24 protein-coding genes and 2 tRNA genes are annotated in these 25,069 nt (G+C 71.5%); 15 read left to right on the top strand and 11 right to left on the bottom strand.

Annotation, left to right across the window (positions count from 1 at the left end):
• Nucleotides 1-3 precede the first annotated feature (3 nt).
• The 9 genes from SAM23877_RS13650 to SAM23877_RS13610 all read left to right on the top strand — a co-directional run bounded on the left by SAM23877_RS13650 (nucleotide 4) and on the right by SAM23877_RS13610 (nucleotide 7,910).
• Nucleotides 4-723 (top strand): HAD family hydrolase, encoded by a 720-nt coding sequence (locus SAM23877_RS13650; protein WP_107291864.1) that lies wholly within the window; start codon nucleotides 4-6, stop codon nucleotides 721-723.
• Nucleotides 720-1,787, top strand: a complete 1,068-nt coding sequence (locus SAM23877_RS13645) for an ABC transporter ATP-binding protein (protein WP_053131552.1) — start codon at nucleotides 720-722, stop codon at nucleotides 1,785-1,787. The genes SAM23877_RS13650 and SAM23877_RS13645 overlap by 4 nt, the downstream gene beginning before the upstream one ends.
• Nucleotides 1,780-2,694, top strand: a complete 915-nt coding sequence (locus tag SAM23877_RS13640) for a 2-aminoethylphosphonate ABC transporter permease subunit (protein WP_079030188.1) — start codon at nucleotides 1,780-1,782, stop codon at nucleotides 2,692-2,694. The genes SAM23877_RS13645 and SAM23877_RS13640 overlap by 8 nt, the downstream gene beginning before the upstream one ends.
• Entirely contained in the window at nucleotides 2,681-3,478 is a 798-nt protein-coding gene (locus SAM23877_RS13635; protein ID WP_174532212.1) for an ABC transporter permease, read from the top strand. The genes SAM23877_RS13640 and SAM23877_RS13635 overlap by 14 nt, the downstream gene beginning before the upstream one ends.
• A 42-nt stretch (nucleotides 3,479-3,520) precedes the next feature.
• Nucleotides 3,521-4,573: a 2-aminoethylphosphonate ABC transporter substrate-binding protein gene (locus tag SAM23877_RS13630; protein ID WP_053131545.1), complete on the top strand. Its 1,053-nt coding sequence runs from the start codon at nucleotides 3,521-3,523 to the stop codon at nucleotides 4,571-4,573.
• Between the two features lie 95 nt (nucleotides 4,574-4,668).
• Complete coding sequence (locus SAM23877_RS13625) at nucleotides 4,669-5,448, top strand: HAD-IIA family hydrolase (protein WP_053131543.1); 780 nt, start codon at nucleotides 4,669-4,671, stop codon at nucleotides 5,446-5,448.
• 110 nt (nucleotides 5,449-5,558) lie between these two features.
• A complete protein-coding gene (locus tag SAM23877_RS13620) occupies nucleotides 5,559-6,113 on the top strand; it encodes a hypothetical protein (RefSeq protein ID WP_053131540.1) in 555 nt (184 codons plus the stop codon).
• 2 nt (nucleotides 6,114-6,115) lie between these two features.
• On the top strand, nucleotides 6,116-6,784 hold the full coding sequence (locus tag SAM23877_RS13615) for a class F sortase (protein WP_053131536.1): 669 nt from the start codon (nucleotides 6,116-6,118) through the stop codon (nucleotides 6,782-6,784).
• Between the two features lie 88 nt (nucleotides 6,785-6,872).
• Nucleotides 6,873-7,910 (top strand): glycoside hydrolase family 6 protein, encoded by a 1,038-nt coding sequence (locus tag SAM23877_RS13610; protein WP_053131533.1) that lies wholly within the window; start codon nucleotides 6,873-6,875, stop codon nucleotides 7,908-7,910.
• A 91-nt stretch (nucleotides 7,911-8,001) separates the two neighbouring features.
• On the opposite strand, the gene glxA is transcribed toward SAM23877_RS13610, so the two are convergent.
• The 3 genes from glxA to SAM23877_RS13595 form a co-directional block, all read right to left on the bottom strand.
• A complete protein-coding gene (gene glxA, locus SAM23877_RS13605; protein ID WP_053131530.1) occupies nucleotides 8,002-9,939 on the bottom strand; it encodes a radical copper oxidase GlxA in 1,938 nt (645 codons plus the stop codon).
• Complete coding sequence (locus SAM23877_RS13600) at nucleotides 9,936-11,942, bottom strand: glycosyltransferase family 2 protein (protein WP_053131527.1); 2,007 nt, start codon at nucleotides 11,940-11,942, stop codon at nucleotides 9,936-9,938. Before SAM23877_RS13600 ends, glxA begins: the two co-directional genes overlap by 4 nt.
• Nucleotides 11,943-12,224: 282 nt before the next feature.
• Nucleotides 12,225-12,298 (bottom strand) — tRNA-Lys (locus SAM23877_RS13595).
• A gap of 197 nt (nucleotides 12,299-12,495) precedes the next feature.
• Between SAM23877_RS13595 and SAM23877_RS13590 the strand changes: the two genes are divergently transcribed.
• From SAM23877_RS13590 to SAM23877_RS13580, 3 genes are all read left to right on the top strand, one after another.
• On the top strand, nucleotides 12,496-13,794 hold the full coding sequence (locus SAM23877_RS13590) for a peptidoglycan-binding protein (RefSeq protein WP_053131524.1): 1,299 nt from the start codon (nucleotides 12,496-12,498) through the stop codon (nucleotides 13,792-13,794).
• Nucleotides 13,795-13,851: 57 nt separating this feature from the next.
• Nucleotides 13,852-15,009 carry an SPFH domain-containing protein gene (locus SAM23877_RS13585; RefSeq protein ID WP_053131521.1) on the top strand — a complete coding sequence of 386 codons (1,158 nt, stop codon included), beginning with the start codon at nucleotides 13,852-13,854 and terminating at the stop codon, nucleotides 15,007-15,009.
• A gap of 131 nt (nucleotides 15,010-15,140) precedes the next feature.
• Nucleotides 15,141-15,746 (top strand): lytic polysaccharide monooxygenase auxiliary activity family 9 protein, encoded by a 606-nt coding sequence (locus SAM23877_RS13580; RefSeq protein WP_053131518.1) that lies wholly within the window; start codon nucleotides 15,141-15,143, stop codon nucleotides 15,744-15,746.
• Between the two features lie 61 nt (nucleotides 15,747-15,807).
• Here the strand turns inward: SAM23877_RS13580 and SAM23877_RS13575 are convergent.
• From SAM23877_RS13575 to ehuB, 6 genes are all read right to left on the bottom strand, one after another.
• A tRNA-Lys gene (locus SAM23877_RS13575) sits at nucleotides 15,808-15,881 on the bottom strand.
• Nucleotides 15,882-15,979: 98 nt separating this feature from the next.
• A complete protein-coding gene (locus SAM23877_RS13570; protein WP_053131514.1) occupies nucleotides 15,980-16,738 on the bottom strand; it encodes an IclR family transcriptional regulator in 759 nt (252 codons plus the stop codon).
• 205 nt (nucleotides 16,739-16,943) lie between these two features.
• Nucleotides 16,944-17,729 (bottom strand): ectoine/hydroxyectoine ABC transporter ATP-binding protein EhuA, encoded by a 786-nt coding sequence (gene ehuA, locus SAM23877_RS13565; RefSeq protein ID WP_053131511.1) that lies wholly within the window; start codon nucleotides 17,727-17,729, stop codon nucleotides 16,944-16,946.
• Complete coding sequence (gene ehuD, locus SAM23877_RS13560) at nucleotides 17,719-18,369, bottom strand: ectoine/hydroxyectoine ABC transporter permease subunit EhuD (RefSeq protein ID WP_053131507.1); 651 nt, start codon at nucleotides 18,367-18,369, stop codon at nucleotides 17,719-17,721. The genes ehuA and ehuD overlap by 11 nt, the downstream gene beginning before the upstream one ends.
• Entirely contained in the window at nucleotides 18,366-19,070 is a 705-nt protein-coding gene (ehuC, locus tag SAM23877_RS13555) for an ectoine/hydroxyectoine ABC transporter permease subunit EhuC (protein ID WP_053131504.1), read from the bottom strand. The genes ehuD and ehuC overlap by 4 nt, the downstream gene beginning before the upstream one ends.
• Nucleotides 19,067-19,996, bottom strand: a complete 930-nt coding sequence (gene ehuB, locus SAM23877_RS13550; RefSeq protein ID WP_053131502.1) for an ectoine/hydroxyectoine ABC transporter substrate-binding protein EhuB — start codon at nucleotides 19,994-19,996, stop codon at nucleotides 19,067-19,069. The genes ehuC and ehuB overlap by 4 nt, the downstream gene beginning before the upstream one ends.
• Before the next feature lie 107 nt (nucleotides 19,997-20,103).
• On the opposite strand from ehuB, the gene SAM23877_RS13545 reads away from it, so the two are divergent.
• The gene (locus tag SAM23877_RS13545) at nucleotides 20,104-20,598 is read left to right on the top strand and encodes a DUF3830 family protein (RefSeq protein ID WP_053131499.1); all 495 of its coding nucleotides are present in this window, start codon (nucleotides 20,104-20,106) and stop codon (nucleotides 20,596-20,598) included.
• Here SAM23877_RS13545 and SAM23877_RS13540 read toward each other — a convergent pair.
• Together SAM23877_RS13540 and SAM23877_RS13535 are read right to left on the bottom strand one after the other, a co-directional pair.
• Nucleotides 20,579-22,006, bottom strand: a complete 1,428-nt coding sequence (locus SAM23877_RS13540) for an amidase (protein WP_053131496.1) — start codon at nucleotides 22,004-22,006, stop codon at nucleotides 20,579-20,581. The genes SAM23877_RS13545 and SAM23877_RS13540 overlap by 20 nt on opposite strands.
• Nucleotides 22,007-22,029: 23 nt before the next feature.
• Nucleotides 22,030-22,977 carry a D-2-hydroxyacid dehydrogenase gene (locus tag SAM23877_RS13535; protein WP_053131493.1) on the bottom strand — a complete coding sequence of 316 codons (948 nt, stop codon included), beginning with the start codon at nucleotides 22,975-22,977 and terminating at the stop codon, nucleotides 22,030-22,032.
• A gap of 188 nt (nucleotides 22,978-23,165) precedes the next feature.
• Between SAM23877_RS13535 and SAM23877_RS13530 the strand changes: the two genes are divergently transcribed.
• Both SAM23877_RS13530 and SAM23877_RS13525 read left to right on the top strand, forming a co-directional pair.
• Nucleotides 23,166-24,011 (top strand): maleate cis-trans isomerase family protein, encoded by an 846-nt coding sequence (locus SAM23877_RS13530; RefSeq protein WP_053131490.1) that lies wholly within the window; start codon nucleotides 23,166-23,168, stop codon nucleotides 24,009-24,011.
• Nucleotides 24,008-24,739 carry a maleate cis-trans isomerase family protein gene (locus tag SAM23877_RS13525; RefSeq protein WP_053131487.1) on the top strand — a complete coding sequence of 244 codons (732 nt, stop codon included), beginning with the start codon at nucleotides 24,008-24,010 and terminating at the stop codon, nucleotides 24,737-24,739. Before SAM23877_RS13530 ends, SAM23877_RS13525 begins: the two co-directional genes overlap by 4 nt.
• Nucleotides 24,740-25,069 lie beyond the last annotated feature (330 nt).

Below are 25,069 nucleotides of genomic sequence, written 5' to 3'. Positions count from 1 at the left end.
CACATGACCCACGTGACCCCCGCAGACACCACCGAGGACATCCGCCTCGTCGTCCTCGACATGGCCGGCACCACCGTCGCCGACGGCGGCCTCGTCGAGCGCGCCTTCGACACCGCCGCCCGCGAGCTCGGCGTCGAGCCGGGCACCCCGGACCACGCCGAGAAACTCGCCTACGTCCGCGCCACCATGGGCGAGTCCAAGATCTCCGTCTTCCGGCACCTGTTCGGCGCCGAGGACCGCGCCCGGCAGGCCAACGCCGCCTTCGAGAAGGCGTACGGCGAACTCGTCGACGGCGGTCTGATCGCCCCGGTCCCCGGCGCCCGCGAGGCCGTCGAGGAGCTGACGGCCGACGGCCGCACCGTCGTCCTCACCACCGGCTTCGCCCGCGTCACCCAGGACGCCATCCTCGGCGCGCTCGGCTGGCGGGACCTGGTGCCGCTCACTCTGTGCCCCGCCGACGCGGGCGGGCGCGGACGACCGTACCCGGACATGGTGCTGGAGGCCTTCCTGCGCACCAAGGCCGCCGACGCCGTCCACCAGGTCGCCGTCGTCGGCGACACCTCGTACGACGTCCTCAGCGGTGTCCGCGCCGGCGCCGGCCTGGTCGCCGGGGTGCGCACCGGGGCGCACGGCGACGACGCCTTCCGCGAGGCGGGCGCCGGTCACGTGCTGGACTCCGTCGCCGGCCTGCCCGCCCTCCTGCGGGGAGCGGCCGGCCGATGAGCACCACCAGCAGCGGCATCCGCTTCGACTCGGTCACCGTCGCCTACGACGGCAACGTCGTCCTGGACGCCCTCGACCTCACCGTCGAACCGGGCGAGGTCATGGCGCTGCTCGGGCCGTCCGGATCCGGCAAGACCACCGCGCTGCGGGCGGTCGCCGGGTTCGTACGGCCCGCCTCGGGGCGGGTGTTCCTCGGTGACCGCGACGTCACCGGCCTGCCCCCGCACCGGCGCGGCATCGGCATGGTCGTCCAGCAGTACGCCCTGTTCCCGCACATGCGGGTGGAGGACAACGTCGCCTTCGGCCTGAAGGCCCGCAAGGTGCCCAGGGCGGAGATCCGCGTCCGCGTCACCGAGGCGCTGGAGATGACCGGCATGGGCGCCTACGCCCGCCGCTACCCGCGCGAACTCTCCGGCGGCCAGCAGCAGCGCGTCGCCATCGCCCGCGCCCTCGCCATCCGCCCCGACGTCCTGCTCCTGGACGAACCGCTCTCCGCGCTCGACGCCCAGCTCCGCTCCGGGATGCTCGCCGAACTGGCCCGCCTGCACCGCGAACTGCCCGACGTGTCCCTCCTGTACGTCACCCACGACCAGGTGGAGGCCCTCACCCTCGCCGACCGGATCGCGGTGATGGACAAGGCGAGGCTGCGCGCGTGCGGGACGCCGAGGGAGCTGTACCGGGCGCCGGCCGACGCGTTCACGGCGTCCTTCGTGGGCGGGGCGAACCTGCTCCCCGTGACCGTCGGGACCCGGGGAGTGTCCTTCGGGGACGCGGAGATCGAGGTCGACACGGCGGGCGCCGCCCCGGGGGCGACGGCGACCCTGTGCGTACGCCCGCACCTCGTCGGGCTCGGCGACGGCGACGGCCCCAACCGGCTCACCGGGACGGTGGGGGAGATCCAGTGGCGCGGCGCCACCCACCGCGTCTACGTCGACGTCACCGGCCACCGCGTCATGGCCGACCTCCGCGAACTGCGGAACCCGCCCGCCCACGGCGACGAGGTCACCGTGCACTTCGCGCCCGACGACGCCGTCCTGCTGCCCGCCGGGGTGCACCATGACTGAGGTCGCCGAGAAGCCGCGGACCGACCCCGGCCGGTCCCGCCCGCGCCGCGCGGGCCCCGCACCCGGCACGGCCGGCCCGGCCCCCCGCCCCACCGGGGCGCTCCTGTGGGCGCTGCCCCCGGTGGCCCTGCTCGCCCTCGTCTTCCTCTACCCCCTCGCCCTCGTCGCCCAGCAGTCCTTCCGGCCCGACACCGGCGGCACCTCCCTGGAGCCGTACGCCGACGTGTTCGCGTCGGGGGCGTTCCGCGAGGCGCTGTGGACCACCGTGTGGCTGGCGGTGGCCGCCACCGTCGGCTGCCTGGTGCTCGGGTTCGTGCTCGCGCTGGTCATCGCCTTCGTGCCGTTCCCGGGGGCGAAGGCGGTGGCCCGCCTCATCGACGTCTTCCTGTCCTTCCCGTCCTTCCTGATCACGCTCGCCCTGCTGTTCGTCTACGGCACGGTCGGCATGGCCAACGGCGCGTGGACCGACGTCACGGGCGCCGCCGAGGGGCCCTTCCAGTTCCTCACCACGCCCTGGGGCGTGCTGCTGGCGGAGATCACGTACTTCACGCCGTTCGTGATGCGCCCGCTGCTCGCCGCCTTCTCGCAGCTGGACACCGGGCAGCTGGAGGCCGCCAGTTCGCTGGGCGCCCGCGCGCCCCGCATCATCCGGCGGATCATCCTGCCGGAGGCGCTGCCCGCCCTCGCGGCCGGCGGCAGCCTGGTCCTCGTCCTGTGCCTGAACGAGTTCGGCATCGTGCTCTTCACCGGCGCCAAGGGCGTCACCACGCTGCCGACGATGATCTACGGCAAGGCGATCCTGGAGTCCGACTACCCGGGCGCCTGCGTGGTCGCCGTCGTCAACGTCCTGATCTCCGTCGGCCTCTACGGCCTCTACCGGGTGGTGAGCCGCCGTGCTGGTGCATGACCGCAGGGCGAGGTGGGTCGTGTGGGCCCTCTTCCTCCTCCTCTTCCTGCCCCTGTTCGCCCTTCCGCTCCTCGTCGTCCTCGCCGCCTCGTTCGCCACCCACTGGTCCAGCGTCCTGCCCTCCGGCTTCACCACCGCCCACTACGAGGCGGCGACCCGGGGCGAGGCCCTCCAGGCGCTCACCACCAGCCTGGTCACCGCCCTCACCGCCAGTCTGCTGGCCCTGGCCGCCGGCACCTGGGCGGCGCTCGCGGCGGCGGCGCTCCGGACGCGGTACCGCAAGGTGCTCGACGCCCTGTTCGTGCTGCCGGTCGCCGTGCCCTCGGTCGTCGTCGGTCTCGCGACCCTGGTGGCCTTCTCCCAGCCGCCGATGCTGCTCAACGGCACCCGCTGGATCGTGATCATCGCCCACTCGGTGCTGGTCACCGCCTTCGCCTACCAGTCCGTGTCGGCGGCGATCACCCGCCTCGACCCCGCCTACGAACAGGCCGCGGCCTCCCTCGGCGCCTCCCCGGCGTACGTGCTGTGGCGGGTGCGGCTGCCGCTGCTGCTGCCGTCCCTGACCGCCGCCGCCGGCCTCTGCTTCGCCCTGTCCATGGGCGAGCTGAGCGCCACGATGATGCTCTACCCGCCCGACTGGACCCCGCTGCCGGTGCTGATCTACGCCGCCACCGACCGCGGCGCCCTGTTCACCGGCTCCGCCGTCGCCGTGGTCCTGATGGCGGCGACCCTGCTGGTGCTGTTCGCCGTCTCCCGGATCCGCACCCGAGCCTCCTACCGGTAATCACCCGCTTCCGCCCCCGCCACGCAAGGAGTGCACCTCGCCATGCCCAGGAACACCCTCAGGCCGCTCGCCGCCCTCGCCGTGCTCGCCCTGCCCCTGTCCGCCTGCTCCGGCACCTCCGCCGCCTCCGACGAGAACGTCGTCACCGTCTACAGCGCCGACGGCCTCAAGGGCGAGAACGGCGACGGCTGGTACGACCGGGTCTTCGAGGACTTCGAGAAGGAGACCGGCATCAAGGTCGAGTACGTGGAGGGCGGCTCCGGCGAGATGGTGCAGCGCGCCACCCGCGAGAAGCGCAACCCGCAGGCCGACGTGCTCGTCACCCTCCCGCCGTTCATCCAGCAGGCCGACACCAAGGGCCTGCTCCAGAAGTACTCCCCGAAGGGCGTCGACCAGGTCAGCGGCGCCGACAAGGCGGCGAACGGCACCTGGACCGCCGTCGTCAACAACTACTTCGGCTTCATCCAGAACAGGAAGGAACTGAAGCAGGCCCCCGCCACCTGGGAGGACCTGCTCGATCCGACGTACAAGAACAAGCTCCAGTACTCCACTCCCGGCGTCGCCGGCGACGGCACCGCCGTCCTCATCAAGGCCATGCACGACTTCGGCGGCGAGAAGCCCGCCATGGAGTACCTGAAGAAGCTCCAGGCCAACAACGTCGGCCCGTCCGCCTCCACCGGCAAGCTCGCCCCCAAGGTCGACAAGGGCGAACTCCTCGTCGCCAACGGCGACGTCCAGATGAACTTCGCCCAGTCCAAGTCCATGCCGAACCTCGGCATCTGGTTCCCGGCCCGCGAGGGCGGCAGGCCCACCACCTTCGCCCTGCCCTACGCCGCCGGCCTGGTCACCGACGCCCCGCACGGCGAGAACGGCAAAAAGCTCCTGGACTTCCTGCTGAGCCGGAAGGCCCAGCAGCAGGTCAGCGAGATCGGCGGCGGCTTCGCGGCCCGCCAGGACGTCAAGGCCACCGACGCCAACGCCATCGCGCTCACCCAGCTGATGGACGGCGTCGAGGTCTTCGAGCCCGACTGGGCCGACATCGAGAAGAACCTGACCTCCTACATCGACGCCTGGAAGTCGGCCACCGGGAACTGAGCCGAGGGGCTCCTGATTAGGGTGGGGGGCGTCGGCACGCCGTGGTTCCGGCGCCTTCCGCACATGCCCACCGCACGCCAGGGAGTTCGTTGCACATGGCAGACCGCAAGCCCATCGAGTCGTGGCTCACCGACATGGACGGCGTCCTCATCCACGAGGGCGTGCCGATCCCCGGCGCCGACGCCTTCATCAAGAGGCTCCGCGAGTCCGGCAAGCCCTTCCTGGTGCTCACCAACAACTCGATCTACACGCCGCGCGACCTGCACGCCCGGCTGCGCCGCATGGGCCTGGAGGTCCCGGTCGAGGCCATCTGGACCTCGGCGCTGGCCACCGCCAAGTTCCTGGACGACCAGCGGCCCGGCGGCTCGGCCTACGTCATCGGCGAGGCCGGCCTGACCACCGCCCTGCACGACATCGGCTACATCCTCACCGACCACGACCCCGACTACGTCGTGCTCGGCGAGACCCGCACGTACTCCTTCGAGGCGATGACGAAGGCCGTCCGGCTGATCAACGCGGGCGCCCGCTTCATCTGCACCAACCCCGACGAGACCGGCCCCTCCACCGAGGGCCCGCTCCCGGCGACCGGCGCGGTGGCCGCCCTGATCACCAAGGCGACCGGCCGGCAGCCGTACTTCGCCGGCAAGCCCAACCCGCTCATGATGCGCACCGGACTCAACGCGATCGGCGCCCACTCCGAGACCAGTGCCATGATCGGCGACCGCATGGACACCGACGTGCTGGCCGGTATCGAGGCCGGCATGCAGACCTTCCTCGTGCTCACCGGCCTGACCCGGCCCGAGCAGGTCGACAGCTTCCCGTACCGTCCGTCCCAGGTGGTCGACTCCATCGCGGACCTGGTCGAACGGGTCTGACGTGCTAAACCCGCCGCCTTCCGGCATGACCCGTTCGGAGTAGTCCGGCCCCCGTGCAGGATGCGGGGGCCGGTCCCGCGGGGCAGCCTCCAGGTAACTGGAGGTACACGATGGGCTCACTGAAAGTCACTCTCTGTGCCGGCGCCGCGTTGACCGCGGTGCTCGGACCGATCGCGACGGCCGCCCACGCGGCGGACGGGGGAGGCGTCTCGGTGTCACCGTCCACGCCCGTGCCGGGCAGCGACGTCAGGCTCCGCGTGTCCGACTGCACCGAGAAGACGGCCGTCGCCGTCTCGGCGGCGTTCGTCTCGGACGTGAAGCTCTCCCTGTCCGGCTCCGACGGCGTCCTGGCCGGGGCCGGCTCGGTCCGCTCCACCCTGGAGGCCGGCGCGTACGCCGTACGGATCGAGTGCGGCGACGCCGCACGCCGGGGCACCGTCACCGTCGGGGAGAGACGACGCCCGGCCGCCCACGCCTCTCCCGTCGCCCCCGTGGACGCGGGCGGCGGCGGCACCGCGCGGCTGGCCGCCGCGGACAGCCGCGAAGAGGCCCGGCCCGAACCCCCCGGCACGGCGCACACCGTGACCGGCCTGGTCCTCGCCGGCATCGCCGCCGTCGCCGTCGCGCTGCGCAGCGTCCGCAGCCGGAGCCGCGGGACGGGCTGACCATGTCCGGACAAGACCGCCTCACCGTCGGCCCCGGCCGCCTGGTGACCGGCACCGCCTGGGTGGTGCTGCTCCTCGGGCTGTGGCTCTGGGGCCGCGAGGCCACCGACGTGCGCGAAGGCATATCCCGGCCGGCCACCGGCGACATGGCGGCGGCCGGCCGGCCCCCCGACATACCGCTGCCACCCGCCCACACGCCCCTCGGCGACGCCCTGCCGCAGCGGCTCGACATCCCCGGACTCGGCGTCCGGGCCCCGGTCGTGGCCCGCGGCCTCGACGCCGAGGGCGCCATCGAACCACCGCCCTTCGACCGGCCCGACGCCGTCGGCTGGTACGCGGACGGCGCGACGCCGGGCGCGGCCGGGACCGCGCTGCTGGTCGGCCACGTGGACACCGAGACCGAGCCGGCCGTCTTCCACGCGGTCAGCACCCTGGAGCCCGGCGAGACGGTCCGGGTGACCCGCGACGACGGCGAGGTCGCCGAGTTCACCGTCGACGACGTGCAGGTCCTCACCCGCGACGGCTTCGACGCCCAGCAGGCCTACGGACCACGGGACACGGGCCGCGCCGAACTCCGCCTGATCACCTGCGGCGGCACCTTCGACCCCGCCACCGACAGCTACACGGCCAACGTGGTCGTCTCGGCGTACCTCACGGGTACCGGCTCCTAGGAGACGTCGGACCGGCACCCGGGAACCGCGTGGGTGCCGGAGGCGTATGTCAGGATTGAGCCTCGGAAGAACCACCCAGGGGGGTTGGATGTACGGCAGCAGGGGGGCCGCAGCGTTGTCCACGAGGCGAACGTCCGCGGCGGTGCTGGGGGCGGCACTGCTGCTCGCCGGCTGCTCCTCGTCCGGGGACGGCGAGGACAAGGGCAAGGACGGGAACGCGGGCGCGGAGATAACGCAGCAGCCCAAGGAGGTCGACCCGTTCTGGGTCAACCCGGACGGCAACGCCGCCCAGCAGCTGGCGGCCCTGGAGAAGTCCGACAAGAAGGACCAGGCCGAGCAGATCCGCAAGATCGCCCAGCAGCCGACCGGCGAGTGGATCAGCCCCGAGAACCCCGAGGAACAGGCCCGGGGCTTCACCGAGGCCGCCGACGAGGCCGGGCGCACCGCGCTGCTCGTCCTCTACAACATCCCGCACCGCGACTGCGGCCAGTACTCCGGCGGCGGCGCCGCCGACGGCGACGCCTACCGCGCCTTCGTCGACGGCGTGGCCAAGGGCATCGGCGACCGCTCCGCCACGGTGATCCTGGAACCGGACGCGGTGCTCCACCTGGTGGACGGCTGCACGCCGGAGGAGTTCCACGAGGAGCGCTACGACCTCCTCAAGGGCGCGATCGCCAAGCTCGGCGCGCTGAAGAACACCAAGGTCTACCTGGACGCGGGCAACGCCGGCTGGGGCCACCCCGACCAGATCTTCGAGCCGCTGAAGTGGGCGGGCATCGACCAGGCCGACGGCTTCTCGGTCAACGTGTCGAACTTCTACACCACCGAGGACTCCATCGCCTACGGCAAGCAGCTCGCCGCCAAGGTCGGCGGCAAGCACTTCGTCGTCGACACCAGCCGCAACGGCAACGGCCCCTACGCCGAGGGAGCCCCGGACGAACGCTGGTGCAACCCGCCCGGCCGCGCCCTCGGCGAGACCCCGACCACGAAGACGGCCGACCCCCTCGTCGACGCCTACCTGTGGGTCAAGCGCCCCGGGGAGTCGGACGGCGAGTGCAAGGGCGGCCCGAAGGCCGGCGAGTGGTGGCCGGAGTACGCCGTGAAGCTGGCCGAGGGGTCCGGCTGACCGACGGCGAGTTCCCCGGGCCCAAGGGGCGCGGGGAACTCGCGACCAGCCACGACGCACCCGCAGACGAACAGCGGCCGGCCGCGCGGCGCTACGGCACCTTCACCCACTGCGCCTTGGACGGCGTGCCCTCCCCGTCCGTCACGAACATCATGTACCACCCGGACTGGACGAGGTTCTTGTTCTCCGGCACCGTCACCGTGAGCTTCTGACCGTCCACCGTGAAGTCCAGCGCGATGGACCGCTGATCCACGTCGGTGACGTGTGTCGAGGCGCTCGGCCGGATCAGCCGCACCTTCTTCACCGTCGACGCCGCCCGCGAGGTGAACGTGCCCGACTCACCGCGCTCGATGGTCTGCGGGCCACCCGACAGGTCCGGCCGCGAGTCCCGGTACAGGTACGGCGGGGTGTAGATCTCGATGCGCTGCTCGAACTCGCCCGGCTTGGTGTTGGCCTTGTCGGCGTAGAGCGAGTCCGACCCGAAGAACATCAGGCGGCCGTCGGGCAGCAGGATCGACCCCGAGTGGTAGTTGCGGCCCACCAGCGGATCGGCCACCTGCTCGAACTCGTTGGTGTCCGGGTGGTAGAGCCGCGCCTGGAGGATGTTGGAGTCGCCGCGCCCCCGGTAGTCCTGCGAGCCGCCGGAGACCAGCACGCTGTCGTCGGGCAGGACCGAGGCCTGCGGATAGCGCGTGCCCTTCTCCATCGACGGCCCGTCCACGAACCTCGGGTCGTCCGCCTTCAGGTCGACGATCCGGGTCTTCTCGCTGGACAGCCGGGACTCGCCGACCCCGCCACCGCCGATCACCATGTACTTCTCGTCCTGCGCCGGCGGCAGCAGCACCGAGTTGGCGGTCTCCAGCATGTTCGCGTCGCTCATGCCGGGGACCTTGGTGAACTTGTTGGACTCCACGTCCCAGATGCCCGGGTCGCGGCCCACGTCGTCGGGGCCGTAACCGGCGTTGGCGCCCGAGTAGAAGACCTTGCCGTTCTGCATCAGGAACAGCGCCGGGTACGTCGGGAACTGGCGGACCTTGTCGGTGTAGGTCCACTTCCTGGTCTCCGGGTCGTAGACCTCGTTCTTGCCCGGGACCAGCTGGCCGATGTCGTCGAGGCCGGAGACGCTGAGGATCTTTCCGTCGCTCAGGGTGGTGAGCGTCGGGTACCAGCGGGCCTCGTGCATCGGGTCGACCTTGATGTACTTCTCGGCGACCGGGTCGAACTCGAAGGCGTCCCTGATGCCCTGGAAGTCCTTCTTGTCCAGGGCGAGCTTCTGCGCGATGCCGTAGGTGTTGCGCGCGTCCGTGCCCGACAGGCCCTGGACGCGGTAGTTGTCCTGCGTGCCCGTCTCGTACTTCGCGCCGCTCTGCTGCGCCTCGACGTAGATCCGGCCGAGGCCCGGGTCGTTGCGCACGAACGCGCCGGTCTCCGGGTCGAAGACCTTCTCGGCGCGGGGCACCAGCACCGGGTCCTTGGAGACGAAGGTCTTGCCGTTCTCCTTGCCGGTGAACTTGGTGCCCGCCGGCAGGGTGATCGGCTTGTCCGGGTTCTCGTTGTGGACGATCATCAGGCCGCCGGCCTTGGTGACGTCACCCTTGAGCTTCTCGTACCGCTTGGTGCCGCCCGCGATCAGCAGATTGCCGTTGGCGAGCTGGGTGTGGCCGGTGCAGAACAGGTCGGTCGGCGTCGGGACCGTCTTGATGGTCCCCTTGACCGGGTCCCAGATCCGGGTGTCGAACTTCTTCGCGTCGAAGTTGTCCTGGTTGTTGCCCGACCCCGCGACGAGCAGCACCTTGCCGGTGCGCAGCAGCGCCGCGTGGATGGTGTTCTGCCGGTACTTCTCGGGAAACTCGATGATCTCCCACTTGCCGTTGGCGGCCTTGTACTCCGGCTGGTTGATCTTGTACTGGTGGTATTTCTCGGTTCCGAAGCGGTAGAGCCACGGCCCGTTCATCCCGGCCAGCGCGACTACCACCGCCGTACCTATCGCGAAGCGACGGGCGCGGCGGCGGCCGGCACGGTCTTTCATTCCTTACGTCCCCCAAGTCCACCAAGGGCGATCTGCATGGTCTGGTCGTTGCCCCCGTCGGAGGGAGCCGCCCAGCTGGGCTTCTGCTGCGGCGCGTGCGGCGCGTGCGGCGCGTGCGGCGCGTACGCCTGAGCGGGCGCCGGGGCAGCGGACGCCGGCTGCTGCGAGGGGACCCGCGGCGCGGGCTCCGCCGCCACGGCCGGCGGTCGCTTCTTCGCCTTCCGCAGTTCGTGGCGCCAGGCGAACATCGGCGACGCGGTGATCAGCAGCGCGAAGGTCGCCCAGATGATCATCGCGGGGTGCGAGTGCCCGAAGACGAAACCGGCCGTGATCGAGCCGGCGAAGATCGCGATGAAGTACCAGTGGTACCGGAAGGTGCCGAACCAGGTGTCCGGGCTGGCCGAGTCGCCCTTCGGCGTCACCACGAACTTGCTCTTGCGGCGCAGCACCGAGTCGATGAGCGCCTTGGCGTACAGCGGCGCCGACAGCGCGGACATCACCATGCCGGCCACGCCGCCGGAGCCCTCCGGCTCGTGCGGCGAGACGTTGTGGCGGCGGTTCCAGACGTAGAGCCCGATCTGGAGGGCGGAGGCGTTGCCGTAGAGCATCAGCCAGACGGCCGGGTCGATGTTGACGCCCGAGGCACCGAGCCCCAGGAACAGGCAGCAGCTCAGCGCCGCCAGGATCCAGTTCAGGGCCGACATCGGGTAGAAGATGATCATCATCGTGTAGTTGAAGAGCTTGCTCGGCGGGAGCGAGTACCAGCCCTTCCAGTACTGCTTGAGGATCGTCTCGTACGTCCCTCGTGACCAGCGCATCTGCTGGGTGAAGAAGTCCGTCCAGGCGTTCGGGCCCTCGCCGACCGCGAGCACGTCCGGGGTGTAGACCGAGCGCCACTTGCGGCCGGTGGCCGGGTTCTTGTGGCGGTGGATCTCGAAGCCGGTCGCCATGTCCTCGGTGATCGAGTCGTACAGGCCGCCGATCTGCTTCAGCGCCTTGATGCGCACCGCGTTGGAGGTGCCCACGAACATGGGGGAGCCGTAGCGGTTGCCCGCGCGCTGGATCAGGGCGTGGAAGAGGAACTGCTGCGACTCCGCGGCCTTGGTGATCGGGTTGTCGTAGTTGCCGTAGACCTGCGGGCCGATGACGAAGCCGACGTCCGGGTCGCGGAAGAAGCCGAGCATCCGCTCCAGGTAGTTGGGCAGCGGCACGTGGTCGGTGTCGACCGAGGCGAAGAAGTCGTAGTCGTCGCCGTGCGCCTCGAGCCAGGCGTTGTAGTTGCCGTGCTTGGTCTTGGCGCGGTGCGGGCCCTTGGGCATGTTCCACTTCGCGACGCCCTTGCGGGAGAAGTGGTGCACGCCGAGGCGCGCGCAGACGTCCTTCACCTCGGGGTCGTCGCCCTCGTCGAGGAGCCAGACGTGCATAAGACCGCGGTGGCGGATCTTCACGGCCGCCTCCAGGGTCTTCGTCACCATCTCCAGCGGCTCCTTGCCGGGCACGAAGGAGGTGAGGAAGGCGACCCGCGTGCCGGTCTCGGGCACCACCGGGATCGGGTCCCGGGCGACCAGGGTCGCGTGCGCGTTCGACAGCACGTTCAGGCAGCGGAAGAGTTCGATCAGGCCGATCGCCACGAGCATCACGATGTCGAGCGTGGGCAGCCAGTCGAAGGCCGGGTAGTCGCGCTCGGTCCAGTGCGTGGGCTGGAGCAGCCAGACCAGCAGCACCACCGACAGCAGCGGGGCCGCGGCCAGCATCAGCGCCACCCGCAGACGGTGCGGCTCCTGCGAGATCAGCGAGCGGTACTGCACCTTGTACGGCTTGTGCGGGTCGGGCTGGGTGAGGGGGCCCGCGAGCCGGCTGTAGTGCTCGTAGTCGTACCTCGGCAGGGTCTTCTTTATCCGGCGGAACGAGCCGGTGTTCCAGGTCCGATGCGCGGGCACCCTGAGCTGGGTGGTCTGGGACGGGTCGTGGTCCTGCCCGGCGCCCGTCGGCGTCGACGTCATGAGTCATCCCCCCACACGCGGGTCACGCGTGTTTCGTCGCTTCCTTCGTCCGCCCCGGTCCCCCTCGACCTTCACGGACGTCACAGTGGTGGGTCGCTGTCACCACGGCATCCACACCTTATATAGACATGGAATGGCGACCACCGGTTGCATGATGCCCCCCTCGGCATCCGGCCCCCCAACCGGACCAGACTTCTACGGCGTTCGTCATGATCGCAAGGTGCCTGTGATCCGGGTACGCCGAAGGCCCCTCGTGTGCTACGAGGGGCCTTCGACCGTCGGTGCGCCGCCAGGGACTCGAACCCCGGACCCGCTGATTAAGAGTCAGCTGCTCTAACCAACTGAGCTAGCGGCGCCTGCTGACCTGCACAACTCTACCCGATGCCGACCGGTGCTCCGGACCGCCCGCGGAGCGCCCCCCGGAGCGCGCCCGCGGCCGGGTACATCATTCGGACCGTCAACATGCGCGCGAACAAGACAGTTGAGAAACTGACCGACATGTACCGAAGTGCACCGCCGCGGACCTGTTCACCGGGAGTGTGAGGGGAATCGCATGGAGGCTCCCGTATTCGAGGAAATCGATCCCGCGCGCGACTGCGCCTGTCCCGGCTGCCGCCATGGGCACCGGGTCCTGCCGCATTCCCCCGCCGGACGCGCCCCGGCCCGTCCGGCCGCCCGCGGCGCGCTGATCGTGGCCGCGGCCACCGCCACCGGCGCCCTGGGCGCGGGACAGGCCGCGGCGGCCCTGACCACCGTCCACGCCTCCCACCTGCCGGGCGTCTTCGCAGGTGAGGAGCCCGACACCCCGCAGGGCCCGAGGGCTCCGCTGCACGGCCCGACCGGTACGCCGGCCCTTCCCCCGGCCGGAGCGGAACCGGCCGCGATCACCCGTACGGAGATCATCAACCGGGCCAGGACCTGGGTCACCGCGAAGGTGCCCTACAGCATGACCGCCTACTGGTCCGACGGTTACCGGCAGGACTGCTCGGGTTTCGTGTCGATGGCCTGGAAGCTGCCCACGAACGAATGGACCGGGAGCCTCGGCACGTTCGCCGACCGCATCACCAAGGAAGAACTCCAGCCCGGCGACATCCTGCTCTTCCACAACGCGGCCGACCCGCAGAAAGGCTCACACGTGGTGATCTTCGGCGGCTGGACGGACCACACGCGGACCGCCTACACGGCCTACGAGCAGACCCCGCCGCACGCCCGGAAGCTCGCCACGCCCTACGCCTACTGGAGCAACTCCGCCAAGTACCTCCCCTACCGCTACAAGGGCGTCACGACGAGCACCGCGAGCGGAGCGCCGGCCGCCACCACCTACCCGGGGGCGGCCTCCTTCGGTCCCGGCGCGAACAACGGGCACGTCACCGAGCTGGGCCGGATGCTCGTGGCCCGCGGCGCCGGCCGCTTCTACGCCTCCGGGCCCGGCCCCCGCTGGTCGGAGGCGGACCGCAGGGCGACCGAGGCGTTCCAGCTCGCCCAGGGCTGGCGGGGCAAGGACGCCGACGGGCTGCCCGGCCCGGGCACCTGGCGGCTGCTGGCGACCGGCCAGGGGAAGGACGTCGCAGCCCAGGCGGCCGGCCCCGCAACCGCCCCGGCCTCCCACGGCGTGGCCGGATACCCGGGCCGGGCGATGTTCCGCCCGGGCGCCGAGAACCCGTACGTCACCCGGCTCGGCAGGCAGCTGGTGCGGAAGGGGTTCGGCACGCACTACACGACCGGGCCGGGGCCGCGCTGGGGCGAGGCGGACCGGCGGGGAGTCGAGGCCTTCCAGCGTGCCCAGGGATGGCGCGGTGGCGCGGCTGACGGCTACCCGGGCCCGGAGACCTGGCGGCGGCTCTTCTCCTGACCGCCCGCCCGGTGATCACCCGTTCATGACGCATCTGGCGCGGAGGCTGGAGCACGCATGAGTACGACCTCTTCCACGAACCCGGACATCAGGCCGCCGGCCCCGCCGGGACCCCCGACCGCCGAAGGGACGCCGGCGGAGGCCGGCCAGCGGCCCGCCCGGCTCATCCACAACGAGGCCACCACCGAGATCCCCGTCCACCTGCTCTTCCGCGACGACCCCGATCCGGCGCCGGTGCCGCTGCGGCCCGCGGTGGTCGCCCGCCGGCAGGGCACGGGGGAGCAGCCGAGGATGCGGCGCCCCGTCGCCGCGCGCCCGCGCCCGGTGCCGAGCGTCGACCCGGAGCTGTCGGAGCGTCCGGCCCGGGTGCTGCCCGGTGGGGCGGGCGTGGCCGCCGGGGTGTGCGGGGCGGCCGGCTGCGGGGTCACCTCCTGGTGGGCGGGGGTGGTACCGCCACTCGCGGCCGAGGCGCTGGCGCTGCCGGCGTACGCGGGAGCCGGGCTCGGGCCCGCGCAGTGGGCGGCGTACGCGGCCGCCGGGGCGCTGGGCCTGTTCGGGTTCGGCGGGCTGGCCCGCGGCCGGACCGGGCGGGCCTGGGTGCTGGGCCTGTTCGGCCGCTACCGGGGGACGGTCCGGCGCACCGGCCTGATGTGGGTCAATCCGCTGCTGCTGCGGCGCCGGGTCGACGTCCGGCTGCGGCACTGGCGCAGCGAGCCGATGCCCGCGGCCGACGGCAACGGGGTCGCGCTCAGGGTCGTGACGCTGGTGGTGTGGAAGGTGCGGGACACCGCCCGGGCCACGCTGGGCGTCGAGGACCACGAGACGTATCTGCGCGAGTGCGTGGAGGCGGCGCTGGCCAGGGTCCCGGTGGAGCCGCTCGGCACGCTCCGCGGCTCGGCCGACGTGGCGGGCGAGACGCTGACCCGGCTGGTGGCGGCGGACGCGGCACCGGTCGGGCTGGAGGTCTTCTCGGTGCGGCCGGTCCGGGTGGAGTACGCCCCCGAGGTCGCCGCCGCCATGCACCGGCGCCGGATCGCCGCCCTGGACGCGGCGCAGCGGGCGAGCGTGCTCACCTCGGTCGTGGACTCGGTGGAGGACACGGTGACCCGGCTGACCATGCGCGGACTGGTTCAGCTGGACGACTACGAGCGCAAGGTGCTGGTGAAGGACCTGACGGTGGCGTTCTGCGCGGGGCGGGGGGACACGCGGCCCTGAAGCGGCCGGGAACCGGCTGTCGAACCTGTTCCGCGATTGGTATGGACATGTTCAACTCGCGGCAATAATCTGGGACTTGGTCTAGACCTGCACGGCTCACTGAACCTCCCCCACGTCACAGGAGCAGCAGTATGCGCACCAGGACCAAGTTGTATGCAGCCGCGGTGGGCGTGGCGACCACCGGAGCCCTCGTGCTCTCGTCCGGCGGCGCCAGTGGCCACGGTTACACCGACCTGCCGGTCAGCCGGCAGAAGGTGTGCCAGAACGGCACCGTCAGCGGCTGCGGCTCCATCCAGTGGGAGCCGCAGAGCGTCGAGGGCCCCAAGGGTTTCCCGGCGGGCGGGCCGGCCGACGGCCGGATATGTTCCGCGGGCAACGGGCCCTTCGCCCCGCTCGACAGTCCCAAGCAACCCAACGGACAGGCGTGGCCGGCCACGAAGGTGAACGGCGGGCAGAGCTACAGCTTCCGCTGGCAGTTCACCGCCCGGCACGCCACGACCGACTTCCGGTACTACGTCACCAAGCCGGGCTGGAACCAGAACCACAACCTGTCCCGGTCCGACCTCAACCTCACGCCGTTCTTCACGGTCCCCTACGGCGGCAAGCAGCCGCCGGCCACGCTCTCCCACAGCGGCACGCTGCCGTCCGGGCTGAGCGGGCGCCATGTGATCGTCGCGGTGTGGACGGTCGCCGACACGGCCAACGCGTTCTACGCGTGCTCGGACGTGACCTTCTGACCGTGCCGGTCCGGCAACGAGCGGAAGGCCCCCTCGCCTGGGCGAGGGGGCCTTCCTTCGGTGCGCCGCCAGGGACTCGAACCCCGGACCCGCTGATTAAGAGTCAGCTGCTCTAACCAACTGAGCTAGCGGCGCATGACTCCCGCCTTCCGCTCTCGCGGTCGGCGACGACGAAAATACTACCCGGTCCCCGGGGGTGCTTCCGACCACCTCCCCGCGGGCCGCCCCCGCGGCTAGATCGCCAGCGAGAGCAGCACCCCCGCGGCGTTCCGGTTCAGCTCGTCGGCGGCCCGGCGCAGCCGGTGGGCGTGCTCGACCGGGAGGGACAGGGCGAGGCAGCCCACCGCGGAGCCGGCCGTGATCGGGACGGCCGCGCAGACCGTGCCCACCGCGTACTCCTGGAGGTCGAGGACCGGGACGGTGGGCGGCTGGGACTCCAGCCGGGACAGCAGCAGCTTGTCGCTGGTGATGGTGCGCGAGGTCAGGCGGGCCATCTTGTGCCGGGCCAGGTGGTCGCGGCGGCCCGCGTGGTCCAGCTGGGTGAGCAGGCTCTTGCCGACCGCGGTGGCGTGCGCCGAGACGCGGAAGTCCACCCACTCGTTCACCTTGGGCGTGGTCGGACCGTCGGCGTACTGGGTGACGCTGACCTCGCCGTCGACGTACCGGCTGATGTAGACGGCGGCGCCCACCGAGTCGCGCAGCCGGTCCAGGGTGCGCTGGAGCTGGTCGCGCACCGCCTCCTCGCGGCCGTGCGCCGCGCCCAGGCGGTCCAGGGCCTCTCCGGTGACGTACGAGCCGTCGGTGGTCTGCTCGACGTAGCTCTCGCGGCGCAGCATGCGCAGCAGGACGGTCAGCCGCTCCCGGTCGAGACCGGTGTCGCGGGCTATCTGGATGTCGGTGACTCCGGTGCTGTACCGCGCCACCGTCTCCAGGACGCGCAGGGCGTCCTGGGCCGAGTGGAGCGGCGCGGTCGGCTTGTGCTGCAGCGCCACGGTGGTCTCCCCCTGCGCTAGCTCGTCGGCCCCTGCCCCCCGATCCGGACAGCGGATCCCCTCCACGATAGCCGCCAAGAGGCCGGTGGTGACGGGGTGTTGGCCAGATTTCAACGCCCTCAACTGCGGCGTCGGCCCGCTGGCACATGCCAGGGGAATGCCCCAACGCCCCGACCTCGGGCGTTGGGGCCGCAGAGCCGTGCGGTCACAGCACCGCGCTGAGAAATTCCCGGGTCCGGTCGTGCTCCGGCTCGCTGAAGATCTTCTCCGGCGGGCCCGCCTCGATGACCCGCCCGGAGTCGAACATCAGGACCTGGTCCGAGATGTCCCGGGCGAAGTTCATCTCGTGGGTCACGCAGAGCATGGTGATGTCGGTGCTGCGGGCGATGTCCCGCAGCAGGTCGAGGACGCCCGCGACCAGCTCCGGGTCCAGCGCGGAGGTCACCTCGTCGAGGAGGAGCACCTTGGGCCGCATCGCCAGCGCCCGGGCGATCGCCACCCGCTGCTGCTGGCCGCCGGAGAGCTGGGCCGGGCGCGCGTCGCACTTGTCGGCCAGGCCCACCATGTCCAGCAGTCCCCTGGCCCGCTCCACCGCCTCGTCCTTGGACATGCCGAGGACCGTGACCGGCGCCTCGGTGATGTTGCGCAGGACGCTCATGTTCGGGAACAGGTTGAACTGCTGGAAGACCATCCCGATCTGCTTGCGGACCTCGCGCCGCTCCTTCTCGCTCGCCGGGAAGAGCTTCTGCCCGTCCACGGTGATCGTGCCCTCGTCGGGCTTGAGCAGCGTCATCAGCAGCCGCAGGATGGTCGTCTTGCCCGACCCGGAGGGGCCGATCAGGGTGACGTGCTTGCCGGCGTCGACGGAGAAGTCCAGGTGGTCCAGGACGGTGTTGTCCCCGAACCGCTTGGTGACCTGATCCAGGCGTATCAGCTCGCCGGAGCTGCGCTCGGGGCTCTTCTCGGGGTTGGGGAGAGTGTCAGTGGGCAAGGCGTCGCTCCAGGGCTCGCAGGGCAAGGGAGGCCAGGTAGGAGATGACGATGAAGGCCACGCCGATCACCGTCAGGGGCTCGGTGAACTGGAAGTTCTGCTGCGAGAACAGCCGTGCCTCGCCGAGCATCTCCAGCACCGTGATCGCCATCAGCAGGGGCGTGTCCTTGAGCATGGAGATCACGTAGTTGCCGAGGGCGGGCACCACCCGGCGGATCGCCTGCGGCAGGATCACGGCCGTCCAGGTCCGCTTCAGCGGCAGGTTCAGCGCCGTCGCGGCCTCCCACTGGCCGACCGGCACCGCCTCGATGCCGGCCCGGTAGACCTGCATCGTGTACGTCGAGTAGTGCAGGCCGATGGCGAGCACGCCGGTGGTGAGCGCCGAGGCGGTCACCCCCCATTCGGGCAGCACGTAGAAGAGGAAGAACAGCTGCACCAGCAGCGGGGTGTTCCGGATGAACTCGGTGACCACCCCGACCGGCCAGGTCACCCAGCGGCTCGGCACCCGCATCAGCAGCGCCCACACCAGGCCCAGCACGAAGGAGACCAGCGAGCCGAGGACCAGGATCTGCAGGGTGACCAGCAGCCCGTCCCAGAAGTGCGGCATGAAGTCGGAGACCGCGCTCCAGTCCCAGTTCATCGGACACCCCCGATCCCGGCCGGCTCGGGAGCGCCGGCCTTGTCCTTGGGTGCCGTCTTGCCGACGCCCGCCTTCAGCTTCTTCTCCAGACCGCGCATCACCCGGGTGAGCAGGAACGCGATCACGAAGTAGATCAGCAGGATGTACGTGTAGATCTCCGCGCTCTCCTGGAGCGCGAGGCGCACCAGGTTGCCGCTGAACGCCAGGTCGCCCATGCCCATGATCGACACCAGCGCGGTGCCCTTGAGCAGCTCGATCAGCAGGTTGGAGAAGGGCGGGACCATCTCCGGCACCGCCTGCGGCAGCAGGATCAGCCGCATCCGCTGCCAGGGCGTGAAGCTGAGCGCGATGCCGCCCTCCTTCTGCGCCGGGTCGACGGCGGCGAGCGCGCCGCGCACGATCTCGGAGCCGTACGCCCCGTAGGTCAGGCCCAGCGCCAGGGTGCCCGCCCACATCGGCACCAGCTGCCAGCCGAAGGCCGGCGGCAGCACGAAGAAGACCCAGAAGATCATCACCAGCGCGGAGGTGCCGCGGAACACCTCGGTGTAGAAGCCCGCGAGGAAGCGGACGATCCACAGCCGGTGGGTGCGCCCGACGCCGACCACGAAGGAGACGGCCGTCGCCAGCAGCGAGCTGAAGAAGAGCAGCTGGATAGTGACCCAGACGCCCTGGAGTACCAGTTCCCACAGTCCGGAGGTCATCCGCCGCACAGCTCCTTCGCGGTCAGATCCGTCATCTCGTCCTCGGTGAAGCCGAAGGGCTTGAGGATGCGGAGCAGCTCGCCGCTCTTCTTGAGCTTCTGGAGCTCGACGTTGAAGGCGTCCCGCAGGTTGGTCTCGGTGGGACGGAAGGCGAAGCCGCCGCCGTCGGTGTGCGGCTCGCCGTCGACGATCGGCTGGAACGCCTTCGTCGCCTCGGTCTTCGCGGACTTCTTGACCACCTCGCGCACGGTCAGCGCCGTGCCCGCGAAGACGTCCACCCGCCCGGCCTCGACGGCGTTCAGGCCGGCGACCTGGTCGGGGACGATGAGGATGTCGCTCTCCTTGTACCCGGCCTCCACCGCGTAGGCGATCTCCGCGTAGCCGGTACCGGTCGCGAACTTGGCCTTCTTCGCCACGACGTCCTTGTAGTCGTGCAGATCGAGGGGGTTGCCCTTGCGCACGATGAAGGCGTCGAGCATCTGGTAGTCGGGGTCGGAGAAGATGACTTGCTGGCAGCGGTCGGGGTTGATGTACATCCCGGCCGCCACGATGTCGAACTGCTGCGACGCCAGCCCCGGGATGAGGGAGCCGAACTCCGTCGGTACCGGCTGCACCCGGTCCACCCCGAGCCGCTTGAAGATGACCTTCGCCAGCTCCGGTGCCTCGCCGGTCAGCTCACCGTTCTTGTCGATGTACCCGAAGGGGACCTCGCCCGCGATGCCGAGCCGGGCCACGCCCTGCGCCCTGAGCCGGTCGAGGAGGTCGCCGCCCTCCACGTCGGAGGCGGTGGCGACCCGCGAGCAGCCGGCGGCTCCCAGTGCGCCGAGCGCCGCGACCCCCGCGAGCAGCGACCGGCGAGTGGGTCCGGCTGCCTCGGACCTCGGGACGGATATACCCCATGGAGGGGTTCTGTGTGGTGGAGCCATGGGCGCGCAGCTACCCGAAGCCGGCCGGGTTATGCCGATGTTTTTCAGTCCGGTACGACGGCACGGCACCCTTGACCGGGGCCGCGCCGGGCACTGCCATGGAGGGCATGGCTGATCGCTACATCGAAGTCTCGCTGGTCAAACGCGGAATCACGTGCACGGCCCAACTGCTCGACGACCGGGCCCCGATCACCTGCGCGGCCGTCTGGAACGCGCTCCCCCTCGGCGGCGACGTGTATCACGCCAAATACGCGCGCAACGAGATCTACGCCCTCTTCCCGCCCTTCGCGGCATCCGAACCACCACTGGAGAATCCCACCGTCACGCCCATTCCCGGCGACCTGTGCTATTTCGCCTTCGCGGGCGCCGAGTTGGGCACCAAGGCGTACGGCTACGACCGCGAGGTCCGGCCGGGCACCACCCTCGTCGACCTCGCCCTCTTCTACGAGCGCAACAACCTGCTGCTCAACGGGGACGTCGGCTGGGTCCCCGGCACCGTCTGGGGCCGGATCACCGAGGGCCTGGACGCCATGGCCGAGGCCTGCAACGACCTCTGGCGCTCGGGAGCGGCGGGGGAGACGCTCAGCTTCCGGCGGGTGTAGGCCCGCCGCGGCCCACCCCGGCCGGCGCGGGCACGGTGCCCGCTGCGTACAGCGCGTGCGCGGCCCGCAGGACCACGTCGTCCCGGTGGCGGGCCGCCACGAGCTGGAGGCCGATCGGCAGACCGTCCCCGTCGCTTCCGACCGGCACGGTCGCCGCCGGCTGCTGGGTCAGGTTGAACGGGTAGGTGAAGGGCGTCCAGCCGGTCCACCGCCGGTGCCCCGAGCCCTTCGGCACCTCGACGCCCGCCTCGAACGCCGTGATCGGCAGCGTCGGTGTGACCAGCAGGTCGTACGCCTCGTGGAACCGGCCCATCCGCCGGCCCAGTTCCATCCGGACGTCCACCGCGGCCAGGTACTCCAGCGCCGAGTACCGCGACCCGGCGCCGACGACCTCCCGCAGCCCCGGGTCGAGCGACTCCCGCCGGTCCGCCCGCAGGTGCTGCACCACGCGCGCCGCCCCGCTGAACCAGAGCGTGTGGAAGGCCTCCACCGGGTCCGCGAAGTCCGGGTCCGCCTCCGTCACGTACGCGCCCAGCTCCGCCAGCCGCTCCACCCCGCGCCGCACCGCCGTCGCCACCGCCGGGCGCACCGCCACCTGTCCGCCGAGGGTGGGCGAGTACGCCACCCGCAGGCCCCGCACCCCGCCCGCCAGGGCCTCGCTGTACGAGCCGGGTGCCGGGCCCAGCGCCGACCAGTCCCGGGCGTCCGGGGTGCCGACGACGTCCAGCATCAGCGCCGCGTCCGCCGCGTCCCGGGTCATCGGACCGACGTGCGCGAGGGTGCCGAACGCGCTCGCCGGGTACAGCGGCACCCGGCCGTACGTCGGTTTCAGGCCGAAGACGCCGCAGAAGGACGCCGGGATGCGCACGCTGCCCCCGCCGTCCGTGCCGAGCGCCAGCGGTCCCGCGCCGAGCGCCACGGCCGCCGCCGCGCCCCCGCTGGAGCCGCCCGCGGTGCGCGCGGGGTCGTGCGGGTTGCGGGTGACGCCCGACAGCGGCGAGTCCGTGACGCCCTTCCAGCCGTACTCGGGCGTCGTCGTCTTGCCGACGAAGACGGCGCCGTGCTCGCGCAGCCGGGCGACGGAGGGCGCGTCCTCGTGCCAGGGCCCGTCCGGGGAGACGGCCCGGGAGCCGCGCAGCGTCGGGTGCCCGCGCATCAGCAGGATGTCCTTCACCGTGACCGGCACGCCGTCCAGCCGCCCGCACGGCTGCCCGCGCAGCCACCGCTCCTCGGCCCGCCGGGCCGCGTCGAGCGCCTCCTCGCCGGTCAGCCGGACGAACGCGTTCACGGCCGGCTGGATCCGCTCGGCCCGCTCCAGGGCCGCCCGGGTCGCCTCGACCGGGCTGAACTCACCCCTGCGGTAGCCGTCGAGGAGCTGTACCGCGGTCAGCTCGGTGAGGTCGGTCATGCACCCTCCCGCTTTCAGGAACCTCAGTGTCCGGGCACGTATCCACGCTTCTTGTCGACCACGTTCGCCAGCGGCCCGCCCGCCGCCCAGCTCTCGAACATCTCCACGAACTGTGCCCCCAGTGCGTCCCGCCAGCCGACCGTGTCCCCGCTCATGTGCGGGGAGACGATCAGGTCCGGGACCCGCCACAGCGGGCTGTCGGCCGGCAGGGGCTCGTGGCTCAGCACGTCCAGGGCGGCGCCCGCGATCCGGCGCCCGGTCAGCGCCGCGGCCAGGTCGTCCTCGACGACCAGCTGCCCCCGGCCCACGTTCACGAACCGCGCGGAGGGCTGCATCACCCCGAACCGCCGGGCGTCGAACATGCCGCGGGTGTCGTCGGTCAGGGGCGCCGCCGCCACCACCCAGTCGGCACGCGCCAGCAGCCGGTCCAGGTCCTGCGGACCGTGGACGCCGGTGCGGGCGGTCCGGCCGACCAGGGCGGTCGTGACGCCGAGCGCCTCGAGCGTGCGCGCGATCGCCCGCCCGATCGGCCCCGAGCCGACCACGCAGGCGCGCGTACCGGCCACCCGCAGCGACTCGCGGTGCCGCCAGGTCCGCTCGCCCTGCAACCGCAGCGTGGTGGGCAGGTCCTTGGCCATCGCCAGGACGAGCGCGGCGACGTACTCGGCGATCGGCTGGTCGAAGACACCGCGCGCGTTGGTCACCACCGTGTCCGACGCGGCCAGTTCGGGGCACATCAGGTGGTCCACGCCCGCGCTCGCCGTGTGCACCCAGCGCGGGCGCGGGCCGTCGCCGGGCCAGGCGCCGCGCACGGCGTGCGAGGTGAAGTCCCATACCAGCAACACGTCGGCGTGCGGCAGCCGTTCGGCGAGGGTCGCCTCGTCGGTGTGCTCGATCCGGGCCCGGCCGGTCAGCCGGCCGAGACGGGGGAGGGGCTCGGCGTCCAGGACGAGAAGGGTGGGCGTGCTCATCGGCAGGCTGTCTCCGGGGCGTGCGCGCGGGAGCGCTTTCGGGCGGTGGACGCAGGAGTTAACCGGCTGTTGACCTGCGAGTGACGCGGGCGGATTGACCACGCTCGCACCGGAACCTACCTTCGTCAACACGGCCGTGCGTACGGTGCGTTGTCCTCCCCTCTCTCAGCGTGAGGTCGGTGCGTGCCATGGACATCTCCTTTCTCGGCGGACCCGCTCCGCAACGCGGGGTCGGCGTGGTCGCCCCTTTCGACTTCGCACTCGACCGCGAGCTGTGGCGCTGGGTGCCCGACGAGGTCTCGCTGCACATGACGCGGACCCCCTTCGTGCCCGTCGAGGTCAGCCTGGACCTCGCCCGGCTGGTCAGTGAGCACGAGACCCTCGGCGAGGCGGTGCGCACCCTCAACGCCATCGCGCCCGAGGTCGTCGCCTACGCCTGCACCTCGGGGAGCTTCGTCGGCGGCGTGACCGGCGAGCGCGCCATGTGCGAGGCGATGACCTGGGCGGGCGCGGTCCCGTCCGTGACCACCTCGGGGGCGCTGCTGGACGCGCTGGCCGAGCTGGGCGTACGCCGGGTCGCGCTGGTGACGCCGTACACCGTCTCCGTGACCCGGGCGCTGGAGGAGTACGTCGCCGAGGCCGGCGTCACCGTCACGGGCTGCGCCTTCATGGGGCTGACCCGGCACATCTGGAAGGTCCCGTACCGCGACGTGGCCGACATGGCACGCCGGGCGGTACCGCGCGCGGGGGCGGCGGACGCCCTGTTCATCTCCTGCACCAACCTGCCGACCTACGACGTCATCCCGCAGCTGGAGGCCGAGCTGCGCATCCCGGTGATCTCGGCCAACCAAGTGACGATGTGGGCGGCACTGCGCCGACTGGGTACCCGTGCCGTGGGGCCGTATCAGGCGCTGACCGATCCGTCGGCACGCACCGGCCCCGTGGTGCCGGGGCCGGCCGGTCCCGCAGTGGCGGACATGCCGGGCGTCGGTGACGGCCCGGACACGGAACAGCAGCAGGAAGGGTGGACATGACAGCACTGGGATTCCTGTACCCGGGCCACTCCGGCGAGGACGACTACCCACGCATCGAGCAGCTCCTGGGCAGCGACATCCGGGTGGACCTGGTGCACACGGACATCGGCGAGGACGCGCACCGGGTGGACGCGCTGCTGGAGATGGGCTCGCCGCAGCGCCTGGAGGCAGGCGTGGCGGAGCTGCGGCTGTCCGGGGCCGACGCCGTCGTGTGGGCCTGCACCAGCGGGAGCTTCGTGCACGGCTGGGAGGGCGCCCACGAGCAGGTGCGCACCCTGGCCAGGGCGGCGGGCCTCCCGGCCTCCTCCACCTCCTTCGCCTTCGTGCACGCGGCGCGGGAGATCGGGGCCCGGCGGGTGGCGATCGGGGCGACCTACCCCGAGGACGTGGCGCGGCTCTTCGCGGACTTCCTGCGCGCCGCCGGCATCGAGGCGGTCGACGTCGTCGGCTCCGGCGTCATCACGGCGGCCGAGGTCGGCACCTGGACCGAGGCCGAGGTGCTGGCCCTGGCCCGCGCCGCCGACCGCCCGGACGCGGAGGCGCTTCTCCTGCCGGACACCGCCCTGCACACGGCGGCCCACATCCCGGTTCTGGAGAAGGAGCTGGGCAAGCCGGTCCTCACGGCCAACCAGGTCACCGTCTGGGAGGGTCTGCGCCTGGCCGACCGCAGGGTCAACGCGCCGGAACTGGGCGCGCTGTTCACGAGGGAGCCGGTGATCCAGGCCTGAGGCCGGGCCCGACCCCGGGGCAACGGAAGAACCCCGGTCCCGCTGGAGCGGGGCCGGGGTTCTCGTCGAGCGCTGGGCAGGCCTTGCACCTGCATTTCCCCACGGGAAGTGGGGCGTCTTTCCTTGGACCACCAACGCACTGCCGGTCGCCGGGGTTTGACCCCCTGTGACCTTGCAGGATGATCGTACCGCAGCATCCGCCGACGTGCACATCGAGCCCGCCTCGCGGGATGCCGAGTGCACCTCTTGTTCATCTGGCTGTACAGCGGTCGTCAGTGTGAACGTGTCAGATCTCTTGTCAGCCCCTGGAGGGCCCCCTATATTCACGCC

Source organism: Streptomyces ambofaciens ATCC 23877 (assembly GCF_001267885.1).
GTDB classification, from domain to species: domain Bacteria; phylum Actinomycetota; class Actinomycetes; order Streptomycetales; family Streptomycetaceae; genus Streptomyces; species Streptomyces ambofaciens.
This window is presented reverse-complemented; position numbering and strand designations above follow the sequence as displayed.

Excerpts from the sequence above, each read along its gene's own strand:
- SAM23877_RS13650 (WP_107291864.1), top strand. The coding sequence starts at position 4 with ATGACCCACGTGACCCCCGCAGACACCACCGAGGACATCCGCCTCGTC.
- SAM23877_RS13645 (WP_053131552.1), top strand. The coding sequence starts at position 720 with ATGAGCACCACCAGCAGCGGCATCCGCTTCGACTCGGTCACCGTCGCC.
- SAM23877_RS13640 (WP_079030188.1), top strand. The coding sequence starts at position 1,780 with ATGACTGAGGTCGCCGAGAAGCCGCGGACCGACCCCGGCCGGTCCCGC.
- SAM23877_RS13630 (WP_053131545.1), top strand. The coding sequence starts at position 3,521 with ATGCCCAGGAACACCCTCAGGCCGCTCGCCGCCCTCGCCGTGCTCGCC.
- SAM23877_RS13625 (WP_053131543.1), top strand. The coding sequence starts at position 4,669 with ATGGCAGACCGCAAGCCCATCGAGTCGTGGCTCACCGACATGGACGGC.
- SAM23877_RS13620 (WP_053131540.1), top strand. The coding sequence starts at position 5,559 with ATGGGCTCACTGAAAGTCACTCTCTGTGCCGGCGCCGCGTTGACCGCG.
- SAM23877_RS13615 (WP_053131536.1), top strand. The coding sequence starts at position 6,116 with ATGTCCGGACAAGACCGCCTCACCGTCGGCCCCGGCCGCCTGGTGACC.
- SAM23877_RS13610 (WP_053131533.1), top strand. The coding sequence starts at position 6,873 with ATGTACGGCAGCAGGGGGGCCGCAGCGTTGTCCACGAGGCGAACGTCC.
- glxA (WP_053131530.1), bottom strand. The coding sequence starts at position 9,939 with ATGAAAGACCGTGCCGGCCGCCGCCGCGCCCGTCGCTTCGCGATAGGT.
- SAM23877_RS13600 (WP_053131527.1), bottom strand. The coding sequence starts at position 11,942 with ATGACGTCGACGCCGACGGGCGCCGGGCAGGACCACGACCCGTCCCAG.
- SAM23877_RS13590 (WP_053131524.1), top strand. The coding sequence starts at position 12,496 with ATGGAGGCTCCCGTATTCGAGGAAATCGATCCCGCGCGCGACTGCGCC.
- SAM23877_RS13585 (WP_053131521.1), top strand. The coding sequence starts at position 13,852 with ATGAGTACGACCTCTTCCACGAACCCGGACATCAGGCCGCCGGCCCCG.
- SAM23877_RS13580 (WP_053131518.1), top strand. The coding sequence starts at position 15,141 with ATGCGCACCAGGACCAAGTTGTATGCAGCCGCGGTGGGCGTGGCGACC.
- ehuD (WP_053131507.1), bottom strand. The coding sequence starts at position 18,369 with ATGAACTGGGACTGGAGCGCGGTCTCCGACTTCATGCCGCACTTCTGG.
- ehuC (WP_053131504.1), bottom strand. The coding sequence starts at position 19,070 with ATGACCTCCGGACTGTGGGAACTGGTACTCCAGGGCGTCTGGGTCACT.
- ehuB (WP_053131502.1), bottom strand. The coding sequence starts at position 19,996 with ATGGCTCCACCACACAGAACCCCTCCATGGGGTATATCCGTCCCGAGG.
- SAM23877_RS13545 (WP_053131499.1), top strand. The coding sequence starts at position 20,104 with ATGGCTGATCGCTACATCGAAGTCTCGCTGGTCAAACGCGGAATCACG.
- SAM23877_RS13540 (WP_053131496.1), bottom strand. The coding sequence starts at position 22,006 with ATGACCGACCTCACCGAGCTGACCGCGGTACAGCTCCTCGACGGCTAC.
- SAM23877_RS13535 (WP_053131493.1), bottom strand. The coding sequence starts at position 22,977 with ATGAGCACGCCCACCCTTCTCGTCCTGGACGCCGAGCCCCTCCCCCGT.
- SAM23877_RS13530 (WP_053131490.1), top strand. The coding sequence starts at position 23,166 with ATGGACATCTCCTTTCTCGGCGGACCCGCTCCGCAACGCGGGGTCGGC.
- SAM23877_RS13525 (WP_053131487.1), top strand. The coding sequence starts at position 24,008 with ATGACAGCACTGGGATTCCTGTACCCGGGCCACTCCGGCGAGGACGAC.